At 60.9% G+C, this 18,007-nt stretch carries 14 protein-coding genes; 5 read left to right on the top strand and 9 right to left on the bottom strand.

Features of this window, described 5'->3' with window-relative positions:
• The first annotated feature begins 4 nt into the window (after window positions 1-4).
• Together WFN61_RS14180 and WFN61_RS14175 are read left to right on the top strand one after the other, a co-directional pair.
• On the top strand, window positions 5-2,986 hold the full coding sequence (locus WFN61_RS14180) for a virulence factor SrfB (protein ID WP_312274059.1): 2,982 nt from the start codon (window positions 5-7) through the stop codon (window positions 2,984-2,986).
• Entirely contained in the window at window positions 2,983-5,154 is a 2,172-nt protein-coding gene (locus tag WFN61_RS14175; RefSeq protein ID WP_337038826.1) for a virulence factor SrfC family protein, read from the top strand. Before WFN61_RS14180 ends, WFN61_RS14175 begins: the two co-directional genes overlap by 4 nt.
• Window positions 5,155-5,207: 53 nt before the next feature.
• Here WFN61_RS14175 and WFN61_RS14170 read toward each other — a convergent pair whose 3' ends face one another.
• From WFN61_RS14170 to WFN61_RS14140, 7 genes are all read right to left on the bottom strand, one after another.
• A complete protein-coding gene (locus tag WFN61_RS14170) occupies window positions 5,208-5,381 on the bottom strand; it encodes a GhoT/OrtT family toxin (RefSeq protein WP_072015224.1) in 174 nt (57 codons plus the stop codon).
• Window positions 5,382-5,601: 220 nt separating this feature from the next.
• Window positions 5,602-7,026 carry an aminobutyraldehyde dehydrogenase gene (gene patD / locus WFN61_RS14165; protein WP_337038825.1) on the bottom strand — a complete coding sequence of 475 codons (1,425 nt, stop codon included), beginning with the start codon at window positions 7,024-7,026 and terminating at the stop codon, window positions 5,602-5,604.
• 24 nt (window positions 7,027-7,050) lie between these two features.
• Window positions 7,051-7,857, bottom strand: a complete 807-nt coding sequence (locus WFN61_RS14160) for an ABC transporter permease (RefSeq protein ID WP_257757627.1) — start codon at window positions 7,855-7,857, stop codon at window positions 7,051-7,053.
• Window positions 7,847-8,788 carry an ABC transporter permease gene (locus WFN61_RS14155; protein WP_337038824.1) on the bottom strand — a complete coding sequence of 314 codons (942 nt, stop codon included), beginning with the start codon at window positions 8,786-8,788 and terminating at the stop codon, window positions 7,847-7,849. Before WFN61_RS14155 ends, WFN61_RS14160 begins: the two co-directional genes overlap by 11 nt.
• Window positions 8,789-9,799, bottom strand: coding sequence for an ABC transporter ATP-binding protein (locus tag WFN61_RS14150; RefSeq protein WP_337038823.1), 1,011 nt, complete (start codon window positions 9,797-9,799; stop codon window positions 8,789-8,791).
• 16 nt (window positions 9,800-9,815) lie between these two features.
• Complete coding sequence (gene ydcS, locus WFN61_RS14145) at window positions 9,816-10,958, bottom strand: putative ABC transporter substrate-binding protein YdcS (RefSeq protein WP_312235822.1); 1,143 nt, start codon at window positions 10,956-10,958, stop codon at window positions 9,816-9,818.
• 180 nt (window positions 10,959-11,138) lie between these two features.
• Window positions 11,139-12,548, bottom strand: a complete 1,410-nt coding sequence (locus WFN61_RS14140; protein WP_222887718.1) for an aminotransferase-like domain-containing protein — start codon at window positions 12,546-12,548, stop codon at window positions 11,139-11,141.
• 177 nt (window positions 12,549-12,725) lie between these two features.
• Between WFN61_RS14140 and WFN61_RS14135 the strand changes: the two genes are divergently transcribed.
• Genes WFN61_RS14135 through WFN61_RS14125 form a run of 3 tightly spaced genes read left to right on the top strand, consistent with a single transcriptional unit; the run spans window position 12,726 to window position 15,267 of the window.
• Entirely contained in the window at window positions 12,726-14,126 is a 1,401-nt protein-coding gene (locus WFN61_RS14135; RefSeq protein WP_144815562.1) for a cytochrome ubiquinol oxidase subunit I, read from the top strand.
• Window positions 14,126-15,136 carry a cytochrome d ubiquinol oxidase subunit II gene (gene cydB, locus WFN61_RS14130; protein ID WP_337038822.1) on the top strand — a complete coding sequence of 337 codons (1,011 nt, stop codon included), beginning with the start codon at window positions 14,126-14,128 and terminating at the stop codon, window positions 15,134-15,136. Before WFN61_RS14135 ends, cydB begins: the two co-directional genes overlap by 1 nt.
• Window positions 15,136-15,267 (top strand): DUF2474 domain-containing protein, encoded by a 132-nt coding sequence (locus WFN61_RS14125; protein WP_103820197.1) that lies wholly within the window; start codon window positions 15,136-15,138, stop codon window positions 15,265-15,267. The genes cydB and WFN61_RS14125 overlap by 1 nt, the downstream gene beginning before the upstream one ends.
• A 46-nt stretch (window positions 15,268-15,313) precedes the next feature.
• Here the strand turns inward: WFN61_RS14125 and WFN61_RS14120 are convergent, their stop codons facing one another.
• Both WFN61_RS14120 and WFN61_RS14115 read right to left on the bottom strand, forming a co-directional pair.
• Window positions 15,314-17,275 (bottom strand): peptidase U32 family protein, encoded by a 1,962-nt coding sequence (locus WFN61_RS14120; RefSeq protein WP_337038821.1) that lies wholly within the window; start codon window positions 17,273-17,275, stop codon window positions 15,314-15,316.
• Between the two features lie 94 nt (window positions 17,276-17,369).
• Entirely contained in the window at window positions 17,370-17,945 is a 576-nt protein-coding gene (locus WFN61_RS14115) for a helix-turn-helix domain-containing protein (protein WP_312272805.1), read from the bottom strand.
• Window positions 17,946-18,007: the final 62 nt, after the last annotated feature.

Here is an 18,007-nt window from a genome sequence, read left to right as displayed (position 1 = left end):
TTTTATGCTGGTTAATCTTTGCGATTACAAACAGAGCGTCACGCTGATTGCCAACAGCGGCGTGCAGTTTCTTGACTTTGGCCTGACGCCGCAGGCTTCCTTACAGAGCGGACGCTTTGTACGAAAAACCGCTAACGGGCCGCTGCTGCGCCTCGATTACGATCTGATCAACAGCCGCTATACGCTGCCTGGGCGCGACGGCGGCCAGCCCGAGGTAGTGAAGCCGGAGAGCACCCTGCCGCTGCTTGAGTCGCTGGCGGTGCTGGACGGCGTGTGGCTGCCCATCCCTTTTTTGCGCTTTAACCCGCCGCGTACCTTCGTGGAAGGCCCGGATAACTGGGCTCGCGTGCAGATCCGCAAGCTGGCCGAGCCGGACAGCGCAGGCAACACCCACCGCGTGACCCTGGCGCTGGACAGCCAGATCAACGATCTCTCGCCTCTTGCGCTGGCTCCGACTACCAATGACATCCTGAACGGGACCCGCTTTGCGCTGGCGTGGCGCGACGACGAGGTGTTTGATTTTCTCGATCAGACCTGGATTGACGGTTGGCTGCGCGAGGCGTTTCTGCACTACGCCACCAGCGTCGAGAACCGCAGCGAGCGGGAGATTGCCCAGGCCCTGCGCGGCTTTGAGTATCAGGCCCACTGGCTCAACCTGCTCACTCTGCTGGGCGAGCAGCTGACCGTTCCAGAAGTTAAAATCGTTACCCATACCCTCAGCACCCCGGCTATTCCGGTGGATCTGATCCTCGACGTCGGCAACACCCACACCTGCGGCGTAATCATTGAAGATCAGGGCGATGCCAACGACGGCCTGCGCCAGACAGCAGAGCTGCAGGTGCGCTCCCTGAGCGAGCCGCAGTTTTTAAACGAGCCGCTGTTTACCAGCCGGCTGGAGTTCTCTGAAGCCCGCTTCGGCAAGCAGCACTTCTCCGTGGAGAGCGGGCGCGAAGATGCCTTCGTCTGGCCGTCGATTGTTCGCGTAGGCGACGAGGCCCGCAAGCTGGCGATGCAGCGTCTGGGGACGGAAGGCAACAGCGGTATCTCCAGCCCGCGTCGTTACCTGTGGGATGAAACCCCGGTGCTACAGGACTGGCGCTTTAGCCAGATGAACAGCAAGTCCCAGCGCGAGCCGCTAGCGACCGCTTTCCCGCTGATGAACCTGATGAACGACGATGGTCAGCCGCTCTACACCCTGCCGCTGGATGAGCGTCTGCCGGTGTTCTCGCCCCAGTACAGCCGCAGCACGCTGATGACCCACATGCTGTGTGAGCTGCTGGCTCAGGCGCTGGGACAGATCAACAGCGTGGCGACGCGCCTGCGTCTGGGCTTCCCGGCTTCGCCCCGCCAGCTGCGCACCATTATTCTGACCCTGCCTTCGGCGATGCCGAAGCAGGAGCGCGAGATCTTCCGCCGCCGCATGTTTGAAGCCATCGCTCTGGTATGGAAAGCGATGGGTTGGCACCCGCAGGATGACGATTTCTCTAACAGCAAGCAGCGCGATAAGAGCGTGGTACCCGTCCCGCAGATCCAGATGGAGTGGGATGAAGCCAGCTGCGGTCAGCTGGTCTGGCTCTATAACGAAGCTATTTCGCACTACGCCGGACAGACAGAGACCTTTTTTGCCTCTCTTGCCCGCCCGGACCGTATCGGCGCGCCGGACGAAATGCCGGGCCGCGCCCTGCGGGTGGCGTCGATCGATATCGGCGGCGGCACCACTGATATGGCCATCGTCCACTATCAGCTGGATGACGGCACCGGGAGCAACGTCAAGATCACGCCACACCTGCTGTTCCGCGAGGGGTTTAAGGTGGCGGGTGACGACATTCTGCTGGATATTATTCAGCGCTGCGTGCTGCCTGCCCTGCAAACCCAGCTGCAAAAGTCGGGGATTACCGATGCCGCCGCGCTAATGGCAACGCTGTTTGGCGACTCCGGCCGCATCGACACCCAGGCGGTGCTGCGCCAGCAGACCACGCTGCAACTCTTTATGCCGATCGGCCACGCCATCCTTTCGGCCTGGGAGCAGAGCGATATCAACGATCCGCTGGCAGGGCTGCACGCGACCTTTGGCGAACTGCTGACTCAGCAGCCCACGCGTAACGTCATGAACTACCTGAAGCAGGCCATCGATCACGCCCTGCCAGCCAGCGCTCCGGCGTTCGATCTCTTCGCCGTGCCGTTGCAGGTTAACTTTAGCGATCTGCAGGCGGCGATGCTGGGCGGACAGTTCACCCTGACAGCGCCTATCCATGCGGTGTGTGAAGCCATCTCCCACTACGGCTGTGACGTACTGCTGGTCACCGGGCGTCCGGGCTGCCTGCCGGGCGTGCAGGCGCTGATCCGCCATCTGCAGCCGGTTCCGGTTAACCGTATGGTCTGGCTGGATAAGTACCGAGTGCACGAGTGGTATCCGTTTAGCCAGCAGGGGCGGATTGGCAATCCGAAATCCACCGCCGCCGTTGGGGCAATGCTGTGCAGCCTGGCGCTGGATCTGCGCCTGCCGCGCTTTAACTTTAAGGCGGCGGATATTGGGGCTTACTCTACCGTACGCTACCTTGGCGTGCTGGATAACGTGGTGAATACCCTGCGCGAAGAGAACGTCTGGTACGAAGATATTGACCTGGATAAGTCGGGTGCCAAACTGGATGCCCGCCTGCACTTTCCGCTGCGTGGCAACGTCACGCTGGGCTTCCGCCAGCTCGCCAACGCCCGCTGGCCTGCAACGCCGCTCTATACCCTGAGCATTAACTCGCCGGAGTTGGCAAAAGCCATCGCCGGAGACGGCGTGCTTAACGTGCGGCTGGCCCTCACCGGCGGCAGCAAAGCGCTGGGGCCGGAAGCGTTCACCCTGAGCGAGGCCTGGCTGCAGGACGGCACCCCGGTCGCCGCCGATGCGTTGACGTTTAAACTGAACACCCTGGCCGATCGCCGCCACAGCGGCAGCCACTACTGGATTGACAGCGGGAGCGTGTACCTAAAATGAGAGATCTGAGCAAAACCTCCCAGGCATTAATGGCATGGATAGATGAGACCCGCCAGCACGCCCCGCTGCTTGACGATGACGCCGACGCCCTGCTGCTGCGTCTGACCGCCGCCGCCGCGCACGAGAGCGTGCTGGCCCATGCCGCAAGCCAGCCCCGCACGGTGGGCCTCTACGGTCATGCCCAGGCGGCAAAAGCCCATCTGCTTACCGCCCTGTGCAGCACCAGTGGTCGGGTAAACGTCAGGGCTGGCGAGAAGAGTTTCGATTATCTGAGCCATATCAATCCAGGCCATGCCCTGACCGGCATGGCGCTGCGCTTCACGACCCAGGTCCAGAACGTTGACGATGCGTTTCCTCTGCGTCTACGTCTGATTAGCGAGGCGGAACTGGTGCAGGTGTTTATCGCTCATGCCGCCGGACAGCAGGAACGCCACCTTGTCGACCGGGCGGTGATTGAAGATCGCCTTAACCGCTGGCGCGGGCTGCGTCAGCCGCATCCGGTGGCGGGCATTACCGCTGAGGAGGTCGGCGCTATTGCCGCGTTCTGGCGCACTACCGTGCCTGCCGCACAGCAGCAGATTGACGACGGCCTGTGGTACCAGCTCGCTACCCTGATCCCCGCCCTGGATCTGCGCGCCCGGGCCAGCGCCTGGTCGCTACTGTGGGGAGAGCAGCAGGAGCTGACCCAGCAGTGGCTAGCCCTGGCGCACGTTCTGCATCAGACCGGCAACGCCGCCGAGCTGGCTGCGCCGCTGAGCCTGCTGGTAGATAACTTTGCTCTGCCAACGGAGGGATTCCTGAACCCGCTGGCGGCAGAGAGCATCGAGGCGCAGGCGGAAGTCGTGGTTCATCCTCTGTCAAAAGAGGAGCTGCAAAACGCGGTGAGCATTCCCCTCGCCACCCTGTCGCTGCTGACCTACGAGCTGGTCCTGTGCGTCGAAGACACCGTGCTGGACGGGGTAGATATTGTCGATATTCCCTGCCCGGCGGCACAGCCTCAACGCCCGCTCTGGCACAGCAAGTGCCGCTGGCTGCTGGAGCGCTATCGCCAGCAGCTCCAGCCGGACGTGCTAATGATCTGCAACGCCACGCCGCAGCGCAGCGCCACCGCCGTCACGGCCAGGGCCTTGCTGAACTGGGTGCAGGAGACGCAGTCGGGCCAGGAGACGGCGCTGCCGGGCCTGGTATGGGCGATTACGCCTCAGGATGCCCGCTTTACCACCTCGCTGAATCTTGATGAAACCGTGCAGCAGCTGCTGGGCAAACCTGGCCAGCGCTGGGGAACCTTGCAGGCGCTCGATGCCAGCAGCCTGCAGCGGCTGATTGAGTGGCTCTCTCAGGCTACCACGCCATCGCTGCGTACGAGTCGGCTGACTGCCCTGCGCGAGCGCCACTATCAGACGCTGCGCGATCTGATGCAGCCTCTGCTTTCGCCGCTAACCGAGGATGCGGATACCCGCCGCACCCGTGCTGAATCAGCGATTCGCGAGCTGCAGGGCCAGGCCGGACGCCACGGTGAACTGTTGGAAGGTCTGCTGCCAGAGATGAAGCAGTTTGATGCCCTGTGGAAGGTGCAGCTTCCGCGTGAGGAGAAGGTGAGCGGCTTGTTTAATGAGGCGATCGATCTCTTTGCCGATGCGCAGGAGGTGCCGGAGCGCGCCAGCGCCGCACGGGATGCTGGCCAACAGGCACACGCCATGTGGGTGAATCATCTTCGCCAGTGGAGCCGTAGCGCGGAGAGCGCAGCCCGGCTGGACATTACCCCGGCTACGCTGCGCCAGGTGGCGGACACCATTATCACCACCAGCCACCGGCTGGATCTCGCCAGCCAGCTGCAAACCCTGATGCAGCGGGATAACGCCTGTGCGGCGCAGCTGCATGCGGCGATAGGCAATCTGATTGCCTGGCTGGGTTACGCCGATGTTGCGGTAGAACAGCGTCCGGCTAGCCGCATCCAGAAAGGCAGCGCGATCTTCAGCACCGACGCACCAGCCCACACCGAAGGCAGGCTAACGCGACTCGGCGATCAGCCGGTGCATGCCGCTACGCGCTACGTTTATGACTGGCTGGTGGCGCTTTATACCCGCAGCACGGAGAATATTGGCTATCGGCACCCATCAGACGTGACGGATGCCCAGCGCAAAAGGTTGCTCACGCTCCTGCCCTAATCGCCTCCCCCGGTGACGCAGCGCGCGCCGGGGAACCTCTTACCGGCGCGCTCTTAGAACAGCGAGATCAGCAGCGCTACCGGAAAGCTCATTGGCCAGGTGGAGCCGATCAGAAATGCACACAGGAAGCGGATCCGCTTGCGATCCTTTGACAGGAACCAGGTGATAAGGGCACAGATCGTTGCCATCACAGCGTAGAAGACCAGCATTTTTTGGTATAGGGTCATAGCCGACATTTGCTCAAATAGAATAAAACGCGCGCAATATGCATTTTTTATTGATGTAAATCAAGCTTTATCCCTGCGAAAGCGAGGGAAAAGCTCAGTGGATTATCTGCAGCGGGCGAAATAAAGAGAAGAGCAAAAAGGAGGTAACAGAACGGTTTTGCATCACCAGTTGCTAGCTACACCGTAGGCCCGGTAAGCGAAGCGCCACCGGGCGTATACTCTAGTGTTTAATCATTACGTGGCGAATCACGGTGTAGTCTTCGATGCCGTAGACCGACATATCCTTGCCGTAGCCGGACATCTTCTGCCCGCCGTGCGGCATCTCGCTCACCAGCATAAAGTGGGTGTTGACCCAGGTGCAGCCGTACTGCAGGCGGGCGCTTAGCCGGTGCGCCCGGCCCACGTCCCGGGTCCACACCGATGAGGCCAGCCCGTAGCGGGAGTCGTTGGCCCAGCTCAGGACCTGATCTTCATCGTCAAACGCAGTCACGCTCACGACCGGGCCAAATACCTCGTTCTGGACAATGTCATCCTCCTGCTTCGCCCCGGCCAGCAGCGTCGGCTGGAAATAGTAGCCTGCGCCGTCGCGCTTCTCGCCCCCGGTCACTACGCTGATATGCCCCAGCGCTTTCGCGGCCTCTACCGCCTGCGTTACCCGCTCCAGGTGCGCTGCGGAGCTGAGCGGCCCCAGCTCGGTGCTTTCGTCGTCTGGCGCACCCATCTTCAGGCTCGCCACCGCTGCGCCCAGCTTCTCAACCAGCGCATCGTAAATACCTTTCTGGGCATAGATACGGCAGGCGGCGGTACAGTCCTGACCCGCGTTGTAGTAGCCAAAGGTCCGTACCCCCTCCACCACCGCGTCGAGGTCGGCATCGTCAAAGACGATAACCGGCGCTTTGCCCCCCAGCTCCATGTGGGTGCGTTTCACTGAAGAGGCGGTGTGGCCGATGATATGCTCCCCGGTGGCAATGGAGCCGGTCAGGGAAACCATTCGCACCTTCTCGTGCCCGGTGAGCGGATCGCCCACGGTCTTGCCCCGGCCAAACAGCACGTTAAGCACCCCGGCCGGGAAAATATCCTTCGCCAGCTCCGCCAGCTTCAGAGCGGTGAGCGGCGTGATCTCTGACGGCTTGATCACTACGCAGTTACCGGCCGCCAAAGCTGGAGCCAGCTTCCAGGCCGCCATCATCAGCGGGTAGTTCCAGGGTGCAATCGATGCCACCACGCCCACCGGATCGCGGCGAATCATGGAGGTATGCCCCTCCAGATACTCGCCCGCCGCCAGTCCGTTCAGGGTGCGTGCCGCCCCGGCGAAGAAGCGAAAGACGTCAACCACGGCGGGGATCTCATCGCCTGTCACGCAGTGCAGCGGCTTGCCGCAGTTAAGGGACTCCAGCTGGGCCAGCGCCTCGGCATTATCTTCAATGGCCTGGGCGAGATCGAGCAGCGCCTGGGCACGAACTTTCGGAGTAGCATAGCCCCACACGCTAAAGGCGCGATCGGCGGCCTGCACGGCGGCGTCTACCTGGGCGGCAGAGGCTTCGGCGATCTCCAGCAGCACCTCACCGGTTGCGGGATTATAAACCGCCTGCTTTTCCCCTTCGCCGCTGACCAGTTGGCCATTAATTAACAGTTGATCTTGCATAGTCATATCCTGGTTGAGGGTCAGTTATTTCTCGTTGCCAAAGGCGTTCTCGCCCCTGCGGGTCAGCCACCATGCGCCTAAAATCGGCAGCGTGGTCACCAGCATTACCAGCAGCGCCACCACGTTGGTGATCGGCACCTCGCGCGGTCTGCCCAGCTGATTTAGCAGCCACAGTGGCAGGGTACGTTCGTGTCCGGCGGTAAAGGTGGTGACGATGATTTCATCAAACGACAGGGCAAACGCCAGCATGCCGCCCGCCAGCAGCGCCGAGCCAAGATTGGGCAGCACCACGTAGCGAAAGGTCTGCCAGCCGTTGGCCCCCAGATCCATCGACGCCTCCACCATGCTCCAGGCGGTGCGCCTGAAGCGGGCGATGACGTTGTTAAAGACCACCACCACGCAGAAGGTGGCGTGGCCAATCACGATAGTCAGAAACCCCGGCTCCAGCCCTACCGTTTTAAACGCCGTCAGCAGCGCCAGACCGGTTACGATACCCGGCAGGGCAATGGGCAACAGCAGCAGCAGCGAGACAGCACTCTTGCCAAAAAACTGGCTGCGCCAGAGAGCACAAGCAGCAAGCGTGCCAAGTATCAGCGCCACCAGCGTCGCCAGTGCCGCCACCTTAAGTGACAGTGTCACAGCCTCGAGGATGTCGCCCCGCGATGCGGCTACGCTGAACCAGCGCAGCGTCAGGCCCTGGGGAGGGAAGCTAAAGGCGGCGTCTTCGGTATTAAAGGCATAGATGGCGATAATCAGCAGCGGGAAGTGCAGAAAAATCACCCCGCCCCAGGCAGCCAGTTTTAACAGCAGCGGTGCGCGATCAGAGTGCATCGAACGCTCCCAGGCGCTTCACGAACGCCAGATAGAGGGCAATTAAGATGATAGGAACCAGCGTAAACGCCGCTGCCATCGGCATATTGCCAATTGCGCCCTGCTGGGCATAGACCATGTTGCCAATGAAGAAGCCCGGCGGGCCCACCAGTTGGGGAACAATGAAGTCTCCCAGCGTCAGGGAGAAGGTAAAGATTGACCCTGCCGCGACGCCGGGGATTGCCAGGGGCAGCACCACGTGCCGGAACGTCTGGGCCGGTCGCGCGCCGAGATCCGCCGACGCCTGCAGCAGCGATGGCGGTAAGCGTTCCAGCGCCGCCTGCACCGGCAGGATCATGAACGGAAGCCAGATGTAGACGAAGACCAGGAAGCGCCCGAGGCCGGAAGTCGAGAGCGTGCTGCCGCCCACCGCAGGCAGGGTCAGCACGCTCTCCAGCAGCGGCTGCAAACCCAGATGCTGTAAAAACCACTGGGCCACGCCGTCCCGCGCCAGCAGCAAGGTCCAGGCGTAGGCCTTAACGATATAGCTCGCCCACATCGGGAGCATTACCGCAATATAGAAAAAGGCCTTCATCTTGCCCTGGGTATAGCGAGCCATAAACCACGCCAGCGGAAAAGCGAGGATCGCGCTGGCAATGGTCACCGCAATCGCCATGGTCAGCGTGCGCAAAATAATGTCGTAGTTGGCGGGCTGAAACAGCGCCTGCAAATTCGCCAGGGTTAAATCCGGCGTCACCGACATGGTGAAGTCGTCGAAGGTGTAAAGCCCCTGCCACAGCAGCGTTAGCAGCGACCCGAGATAGACAATACCAAACCAGATCAGCGGGGCGATCAGCAGCAGGAGAAGGCCCAGCGTCGGCCTCCGCCAGAACAGCCCGCTCAGGCGACCATGCGCCGACGGGCGCGGGGCTGGCATAGCGCTCATCGCCATCTACGCCTCCTGCAGCGGAACCATTGCCGCACGGGACCAGGAGAGCGGCACGGTCTGCCCTGGCTGGAGTGAAGCAGGCTGACGGGCATCAAGAAGATTGGCCTCGCTGACCAGCAGCCTCTCGCCATCCGCAAGCTTTAGCTCAATGCGCGTCGCGGCTCCCTGATACTGTACCGTCTGCACCACGCCCTCGGTTTGCACTTCATTCGTCCAGTCCAGCCGGATATGCTCTGGACGCAGAGAGTAGCTTCCGGCCATGCCGCACAGCGCCTGCGCCCTGGCGGCGCTAAACACGTTGGAGGTGCCTACAAAGCCCGCCACGAAGGGGGTGCGCGGCCGCAGGTAGAGATCGCGCGGGGCAGCAATCTGCTCGATCTTACCGTTATTGAACACCGCGACGCGGTCGGACATCGACAGCGCCTCGCCCTGGTCGTGGGTGACAAAAATAAAGGTGATGCCCAGATCCTGCTGAAGCTTCTTTAGCTCGAACTGCATCTGCTCCCGCAGCTTAAGATCCAGCGCGCCAAGCGGCTCGTCCAGCAGCAGCACGCGCGGCTGGTTAACCAGCGCCCGGGCAATGGCCACCCGCTGCCGCTGCCCCCCGGAGAGCTGGAACGGTTTCCGCGCGTGGGCAAACCCCAGCGCCACCCGCTCCAGCGCCTCGTGGGCTTGAGCATGGCGGGCTTTTTTGCCGATGCCTTTAACCATCAGCCCGTAGGCGACGTTATCCAGAATCGACATGTGCGGAAAGAGGGCGTAATCCTGAAACACGGTATTGACGTCGCGCTCCCACGGCGGTAGCTCGCTGGCCTGTTTGCCAAAAATGCGCACCGCGCCACCGGAGAGCTGTTCAAACCCGGCGATCAGCCGCAGGCAGGTGGTTTTGCCGGAGCCGGACGGCCCCAGCATAGAGAAAAACTCTCCGTCGTCAACGGCCAGGCTAACCCCGTCCACCGCCCGAACGTCACCGTAGATCCGCGAGACATTATCAAACTCAACGGCATAGGTCATGCGTCACTCCTGACGATCAGCGGCCGCCCATGATGGCGATGTAATCCTGAGTCCAGCGGCTGTAGGGCACGAACTTACCCCCTTCGGCAACCGGCGTTTTCCAGAAGGCGATCTTGTCAAAGAACCCATAGCCATTGGTTTCGCAGCCCTTCTCGCCCAGCAGGGAACTGGCCTTGCAGCCCTCCGCCACCACCGGCAGCGAGCCAAACCAGGCGGCCACGTCGCCCTGCACCTTCGGCGTCAGTGACCAGTCCATCCATTTGTAAGCGCAGTTGGGGTGTTTCGCATCGGTGTGCAGCATGGTGGTATCCGCCCAGCCGGTCACCCCCTCCTTCGGGAAGACCGTGGCGATGGGCTGGCCTTCGGCTTTCAAAGCGTTGGCCTGATAGGGCCAGGCGCTGGAGGCCACCACGCCTTCGTTTTTGAAATCGCTCATCTGCACGGTGGTGTCGTGCCAGTAGCGGTGGATCAGTCCATGCTGGTCGCGGAGCACCTTCAGCACCGCCTGATACTGCTCTTCGCTGAGCTGATAGGGATCGCTAATGCCCAGCTGCGGCTGGGTGGCTTTCACAAACAGGGCGGCATCGGCAATGTAGATGGGACCGTCGTACGCCTGAACCCGCCCCTGGTTGCTCTTGCCGTCCGGCAGGTTCTGCTTAACGAAGATGACCGCCCAGCTGTCCGGCGGCGTCGGGAAGGTTTTGCTGTTATACATCAGCAGATTGGGCCCCCACTGATAGGGCGTACCGTAGACGTTGCCGCCAACGTTAAACCAGTCGCCCTTCGCCACGCGCGGGTCGACGTTTTTCCAGTTGGGGATCAGGGCGGTATTGATGGGCTGAACGCGCTTGCCCATAATCAGGCGCAGGGAAGCATCGCCGGAGGCGGTGACCAGGTCGTAGCCACCCTTCGCCATCAGGCTCACCATCTCGTCCGAGGTGGCGGCGGTCTTCACGTTCACCTGGCAGCCGGAGGCTTTTTCAAACTCGCTGACCCAGTCATACTGCTTATCGGTCTGACCGCGCTCGATGTATCCCGGCCAGGCGATGATATCGAGACGCCCTTCCCCTTTACCGACTTCCGTTGGCTCGGCTGCCTGCGCGGTGACGATAGTCATACCGAGCGCGTACAGCGTGCTGCGGGCAAATGTCTTACTCATAAGCCATTACTCCTGTCGCAATCAAATGTGCGGCAGCCGTGCCGTAAAAATATCTCCCTCAGTAAAGGTAGACGGCGCGCTGCGGCCCCACATAAGGCGCAAAAGAAATTTGCTTAGGTTGTGACAGATGACGCACTCCGCCATCTTCTGGAGCAGAGACAACGGGTTAATACCGGTGCGTTACGCCATGGCCTCGCGGATCAGCATCCCCAGCGTTTTGGCCGCCTGCTCTTCACGATCGCCCCATGCCCAGGAGGTGTTGAAGCGGAAAAAGGGAGCCCAGGTGTCCGAGGTAGAGAACATTTTGCCTGGCGCGATGCTGATGCGGTGCGCCAGCGCCCGCTCGCTTAGCTGCCCGGCATCCAGGGGGGCAGGCAGCTCAAGCCAGAGAAAGTAGCCGCTGTCGCTGGGATGGATCTTCACCTCGTCAGGAAGATGGCGTAGCAGCGCCTGCCTGGCCTGCTGCTTGCGCTCCGCCAGGGTGCGGCGCAGTCGACGCAGGTGGGCGTCGTAGCGTTTGGTGGAGAGATAGTCCACCAGCGCCAGCTGCATCGGCGAGCTGGTCGAGAGGGTGCTCATCAGCTGCAGCTGCTGGATACGCCTGGCGTGTTTCCCCGCTGCCACCCAGCCGATACGGAACCCGGCGACCAGACACTTCGAGAACGACGCGCAGTGCAGGGTCATCTCCTGCGTATCCCACGCTTTAGCAGGAAGCGGCTTCTCACGGCCAAAGTAGAGCTCGCTGTAGACGTCATCCTCAATCAGAGTGACGTTGTGCTCTGCCAGCAGGGCCACCAGCCGCGCCTTTTTCTCATTGCTCAGGGTGAAGCCGAGCGGATTCTGGCTGTTGGTCATTAGCCAGCAGGCCTTCACCGGATAGTCGTTCAGCGCCTGGGCCAGCGCATCGAGATCGATCCCCTCCTCAACGTCGGTGGCGACCGCCAGGGCCTTGAGCTTAAGCCGCTCCAGCGCCTGTAACGCCCCGTAAAAACAGGGGTTCTCGACAATCACCCAGTCACCCGGCTCGGTGACCGCCTGCAGGCTGAGGTTGAGCGCCTCCAGCGCGCCTGCGGTGATCACCACCTCATCGGGAGAGATGTTCATCCCCTGCTGAGCATAGCGGCGGGCAATGGCATGGCGCAGCTCGGCATTACCCGGCGGCAGGTTCTCGATCACGCTCATGGCGTTGGCGGTTTTGCTGACGTTAGCCAGGGAGCGGTTAAGCTGCTGGAGTGGAAACAGACGCGGATCGGGAAACGCCGAGCCAAAGGGCAGCACCGAGGCGTCGCAGCTGGCCTGCAGCACCTCAAAAATATAGGTGTTGATGTCCACGGCCTCATCCTGCATCACCTGGGCGGGCGGCATGGGCGGCTTACGGGAGGGAGGTGACGCAACGTAGTAGCCGGACTGCGGCCTGGCAACGATCCGTCCCTGGCTCTCCAGCATCTGGTAGGCGTGGCTGACGGTCATAAAGCTGACGTGGCTGATGGTGACCTGCTCGCGCAGCGACGGCAGCCGATCGCCGGGCTGCCAGACGCCAAGATTGATCTGCTCAATAATCTGCTGCGCCAGCTGCTGATACTTTTTCATTGCTCGGTCCTGTGAATTCCTCTCTGCCCATTGTATAACAGAAAGCGCTTTCTACGGTTAAAGGTTTAGCCAAGGGGCAACTGTTATGCTTTTAAGTTCGGGTGCTGTTTCTGCCCGCATTCATTGACATCACCTATACTTTCGCTGACATAACGTAAATTGTGCGCGGAGTCCTGCATGCTTGATCTAGACGCGTTCCATCTGGCGCGAATTCAATTCGCCTTTACCGTCTCATTCCATATTTTATTTCCCGCTATTACTATCGGGCTGGCCAGCTATTTGGCGGTGCTTGAGGCCCTGTGGCTCAAGACGCAAAATCAGGTCTGGCGAACGCTGTATCTCTTCTGGGTGAAAATTTTCGCCGTCAACTTTGGGATGGGCGTCGTTTCAGGTCTGGTGATGGCCTACCAGTTTGGTACCAACTGGAGTGGCTTCTCGCAGTTTGCCGGGAGCATTACCGGGCCGCTGCTCACCTATGAGGTGCTGACGGCCTTCTTCCTTGAGGCTGGCTTCCTTGGCGTGATGCTCTTCGGCTGGAACAAGGTCGGCCCCGGCCTGCACTTTTTCTCGACCTGCATGGTGGCCCTCGGCACGCTGATGTCGACCTTCTGGATCCTCGCTTCCAACAGCTGGATGCATACCCCGCAGGGCTATGAGATTGTCAACGGCCAGGTGATCCCGGTTGACTGGTTCAAGGTCATCTTTAACCCGTCGTTCCCCTACCGCCTGCTGCATATGTCTATCGCGGCCTTCCTGAGCAGCGCGCTGTTTGTGGGTGCCTCGGGTGCCTGGCATCTTCTCAAAGGCAACAATACGCCCGCTATCCGCAAGATGTTCTCTATGGCGCTGTGGATGGCGCTGGTAGTGGCCCCGATCCAGGCCGTGGTGGGCGATATGCATGGTCTGAACACCCTGGAGCATCAGCCAGCGAAGATCGCTGCCATTGAGGGGCACTGGGAAAACCCGCCCGGTGAACCCACTCCGCTGCTGCTGTTTGGCTGGCCGGATATGGAGCAGGAGCGCACCCGCTACGGGCTGGAAATTCCTGCCCTCGGCAGCCTGATCCTGACCCACAGTCTGGATAAGCAGGTTCCGGCGCTCAAGTCATTCCCGAAAGAGGATCGCCCTAACTCTACCATTGTCTTCTGGTCGTTCCGCCTGATGGTGGCGATGGGTCTGCTGATGCTGCTGCTGGGCGTGGTGGGGCTGTGGCTGCGCTACAAGGGCCGTCTCTACACCTCCCGACCGTTTCATCACTTCGCCCTGTGGATGGGGCCTGCCGGGCTGATCGCCCTGCTGGCGGGCTGGGTGACCACCGAGGTGGGACGCCAGCCGTGGGTGGTCTACGGCCAGCTGCGCACCATTGATGCCGTCTCGCAACACAGCACCTTGCAGATGAGCCTGACCCTGCTGGGATTCTTTGTGGTCTACTCCGCCGTCTTTGGCGTGGGGTATGTCTATATCGGCAGGCTGATCAAGGCCGGTCCGCAGCCTGAAGATCGTCACCCGACAGAGGGCCGCCCGGCGCGTCCGCTCTCTGCGGCCGGTGAGTCGTTAGAGACAGAGGAGAACAAATAATGGGTATCGATCTGTCAGTTATCTGGTTTGTGATAATCGTCTTCGCCACGCTGATGTATATCGTGATGGACGGCTTCGATCTCGGGATCGGTATTCTGTTTCCCCTCATTCGCAACGGTGAAGATCGTGACGTGATGGTCAACAGCGTCGCGCCGGTCTGGGATGGCAACGAAACCTGGTTAGTCATGGGGGGCGCGGGCCTGTTTGGCGCGTTCCCGCTGGCCTACGCGGTGATCGCCGACGCGCTGACCATTCCGCTGACCATCATGCTGGCGGGACTGATCTTCCGCGGCGTGGCGTTCGAGTTTCGCTTCAAGGCCACGCCTGCCCACCGTCCGTTCTGGGATAAGTCGTTTATTTTCGGTTCGATCGTCGCCACCTTCGCCCAGGGCGTGGTGGTTGGCGCAGTACTGAACGGCTTTGAGGTGACCGGACGGCGCTTTAGCGGCGGCGCGCTGGACTGGCTAACGGCGTTTAACCTCTTCTGCGGCCTGGGGTTAACCATCGCCTACGCTCTGCTCGGTGCCACCTGGATGGTCATGAAGAGCGGTGGCGCATTGCAGGAGACGATGCGACACAGGGCGAAACAGCTGCTGCTGGCGCTGCTGGTGACCATTGGCGCGATCAGCCTCTGGACGCCGCTGACCCACCAGGGCATCGCCGACCGCTGGTTCAGCGTGCCGAACCTGTTCTTCTTCCTGCCGGTGCCGCTGCTGGTGCTCCTGCTCAGCTTCTGGCAGTGGCGCAGCCTGAGTAACCACGCCCATCACACCTTACCGTTCGTGCTGACCCTGGGGCTGGTATTCCTCGGCTTTAGCGGCCTGGGGATCAGCATCTGGCCGAATATCATCCCGCCCAGTATCTCCCTGTGGGATGCCGCCTCGCCGCCGCAAAGCCAGGGCTTTATGCTGGTGGGCGCGCTGCTGATTATTCCGCTGATCCTGGTGTATACCGCGTGGAGCTACTACGTGTTCCGGGGCAAAGTTCAGCCTGGGGAGGGATACCACTGATGGCAGCACCGCGTTTTGTGAAACGGCTGTTCTGGCTGATTGCTATCTGGGTCGCCAGCGTGCTGGCGCTTACTGCGGTCAGCATGGCGTTTCGCCTGCTGATGTCGGCGGCGGGGTTTAAATCGCACTAAGTGAAGTGCCCGGCGGCGCTAATGCTTGCCGGGCCTACTCTGGGTCTTACCCTTTGCGTTTTGGCATGGTCTTCATCAGCTCATCCGGGCTGATGGAGGCCACAACGCTGCCCGGCTGGGGCATCTTGAGGATATGGTTTTTCATTTTGCCAATCACGTGCATCTCACATGGACGGCAGTCAAACTTCAGGGTCAACACTTCATCGCCGTGTACCAGCTGCATCGGCGTCGCTTTCCAGCTCTTAATCGATCCCTTCGCCTGCTTTGGACAGAGGTTAAAGGCAAAGCGCAGGCAGTGCTTGGTGATCATCACCGGCACGTCGCCCTTCTCTTCATGCGCCTCGTAGGCGGCATCAATCAGCTGCACGCCGTAACGGTGATAGAAAGTGCGCGCCTTCTCGTTGTAGACGTTCGCCAGGAACGAGAGATGGGTATCCGGGTAGACGGGGGCTGGTGTCGCCACGGCTTTGCGGCTGCCTCGCGGGTAGTTTGCCAGACGGGCGCTATCAAGCAGCTCTACGGCCTCACGGCGCAGCTGGTTCAGCTGGCTGGCAGGGACAAACAGCGCGCCCGGCAGGTTGACGCGAATATCGCGGGCGTAGTAGATGGTCTGCCCCAGCTTAGCCAGGCCATCGTGCAGCTGGCTGAGCGCCTTTTCAGCGTTGGTGGCGTCGGCAAATTCGCCCTCCAGCGTATGGGTAATGCTCACTCCCTCTTCGCTGGTCAGGGTGAGGATCAGCTGCTCCTGCCAGCCGCCCAGCTCGATATCCACGCCAACGCGGCGCTCGCTGGAAGTCTTGGTCAGCGCCTGCTGCCAGTTGTGATCGAGGTTACGGTTAAGGGGATGATTCGGCCGCACCTTGTAGAGATCGGCGGGCATCTCGTTCGGCCACACGCGATAGCGGTTTTCGCCGGTTTTCTCTACCGTATTGGCGCGAAAGCCGACAATATCACGCTTAATCAGCACGTTTAACCCATCGCCATTCGCTAACGTCTCGCTGGCGTCAACGTCGAGATAATCTTTGCCTACCTTCAGCACTTCACCCACCGGCAGACCGATAAACTTCGGCGAATCAAATGCGCCGATGTCGATCTTACGGGCGTTAACGAAATAGTCGGTGCTGCCGCGATGGAACGTTTTGTCCGTCGACGGGATAAAGAAGTGCTCGGTGCGCCCCGCTGAGGAACGCGCCAGGTCGCCCCGCTCCTCAATGATGGCGTCCAGCATCTGCCGGTAGTGAGCGGTGATGTTTTTCACGTAGCTCATATCTTTGTAGCGCCCCTCAATCTTAAAGGAGCGCACTCCGGCGTCGATCAGCGCCCCAAGATTGGCGGTCTGGTCATTGTCCTTCATCGACAGGAGATGCTTTTCAAACGACACCACCCGGCCCTGATCGTCTTTCAGGGTGTAGGGAAGACGGCAGGCCTGCGAGCAGTCGCCCCGGTTCGCGCTGCGCCCGGTCTGGGCATGAGAGATGTTGCACTGCCCGGAATAGGCTACGCACAGGGCACCGTGGATAAAGAACTCGATGGTGGCGTCGGTGCTCTCGTGGATAGCACGGATCTGCTCCAGGTTCAGCTCACGGGCCAGAACGATCTGCGAGAAGCCAACGTCGGAGAGAAACTTCGCCTTCTCCACGCTGCGGATATCGCACTGGGTGCTGGCGTGCAGCTCGATGGGCGGAATATCCAGCTCCAGCACGCCCATATCCTGCACGATCAGCGCATCGACGCCGGTCTCATAGAGGTCGGTAATCAGGCGTCGGGCTGGCTCCAGCTCATCATCATGCAGAATGGTATTCAGGGTAATAAAGATTTTTGCCCCGTAGCGATGGGCAAAAGGCACCAGCTCGGCGATATCGCGCAGGCTGTTGCTGGCATTATGGCGTGCACCAAAGCCGGGACCGCCGATATAGACCGCATCGGCCCCGTGCAGGATAGCCTCGCGGGCGATGGCGGTGTCGCGGGCCGGGCTTAACAGTTCAAGATGATGAGTGGGCAGGCGCATAGGGTCGTTATTATCCGTGATCAACAAAATGGCCGCTATTGTAGTGAGAAGCTGGCCCGGACGAAAACATTTTCGCTATGCTGACGCCGTCTTGTTAGGGTGCGTCAGGGCTATGGGTCGTTATTTTTCGCGCCACTCGCTCTTTTGGATAGTGGATCAGAGAGTGAAACTGGGTGGTCTGTCCGCTGCTGTTGCGGTAGGCATGGGTTTTATCCCCGGCAAACCTGACCCCGCTCCCCGCCTGTAGCGTCTGCCACTCGCCGTCGATCCGCATCTCCAGCGTGCCGGAAATCACCACCACATGTTCAATGACACCCTGCTCGTGCGGCGTGGACTCGCTGAACGCGCCGGGGGCAAGGGTTACCGAAAAGTGGTCAAAGCGCAGCTCGCTATCCCACGGGAAAATCGGCGTAATGGTCATCGCCTGCTGGTCAGGATCGTAGGCCTGCGGCGCGCTGGCGTCCGCTGCGGTGATAAACGTGGAGAGCGGTACGTTTAGCCCGGTAGCGATTTTCCATAGCGTAGCCACCGTAGGACTGGATTCATTACGCTCGATCTGGCCGAGCATCGCTTTCGAGACGCCGGTTTCCGTGGCGAGGCGCGAAAGGCTCCAGCCCCGGCTCTGGCGCAGCGTTTTCAGTGTCGCAGACAGATACTGTGGCAGATCCATACTCTCCCTCCCTCGTGCGTGAATGGCCTGTTGTACGTTATAACGCACAGTGCTATTTTTAT

Origin of the sequence: Pseudescherichia sp. AS216, from assembly GCF_037152055.1 — a bacterium.
Lineage (GTDB): Bacteria > Pseudomonadota > Gammaproteobacteria > Enterobacterales > Enterobacteriaceae > Pseudescherichia.
This window is presented reverse-complemented; position numbering and strand designations above follow the sequence as displayed.